We start from the raw sequence: 468 nt of genomic DNA, 5'->3' as shown, positions 1-468 counted from the left end.
GCCCGGACCACGGCGGTGCGGGCGAGGCAGACCAGCGGGATCGCCGCCAGGAGCGTCAGGCCGAACGCCAGCGAGGGTGTTAGGCCCGGGATCGCGCGGCGGGGCTTTCCGGCGGCCTTCCGGGGCTTGGCATACCGTCGGACTTTGGGAGCCGGGACGTCGGTCGCGTTCCGCACCGAGGCGGTCTCCTCCTCCCAGGCCGCGTCCGCGACGGGATCGGTCTCGGTCTGCGCGGCGAGTTCGGCCTCGTGGCCGGCGAGGACGTCGGCCGGCGAGATGAACCACGTCTCGCGGCAGGCGGCACAGCGGACCGAGCGGCCCTCCATGCCGACCTTGCTGGCGTCGATGCGATATTCGCTCGCGCAGCTCGGGCAGGCGATCAGCATCCGCGCCATACTCGCATCGATCGGCCGCGACCGGGCCGGACAGTGAATTGCTTGAAGAAGTGTCGCCGAACAGGGTTAAGGG

Annotated in this window: 1 protein-coding gene; it reads right to left on the bottom strand. The window is 71.2% G+C overall.

What is annotated here, in order from left to right; translation table 11 throughout:
• On the bottom strand, window positions 1-395 hold a 395-nt coding region (locus tag ACU8YC_RS26930), incomplete at its 3' end, for a zinc-ribbon domain-containing protein (protein ID WP_446896250.1).
• Window positions 396-468: the final 73 nt, after the last annotated feature.

Source organism: Citrobacter sp. VF227 (genome assembly GCF_052950715.1).
Note: the sequence above shows the minus strand (reverse complement) of the source record. Positions and strands in the feature narration are given on the sequence as shown.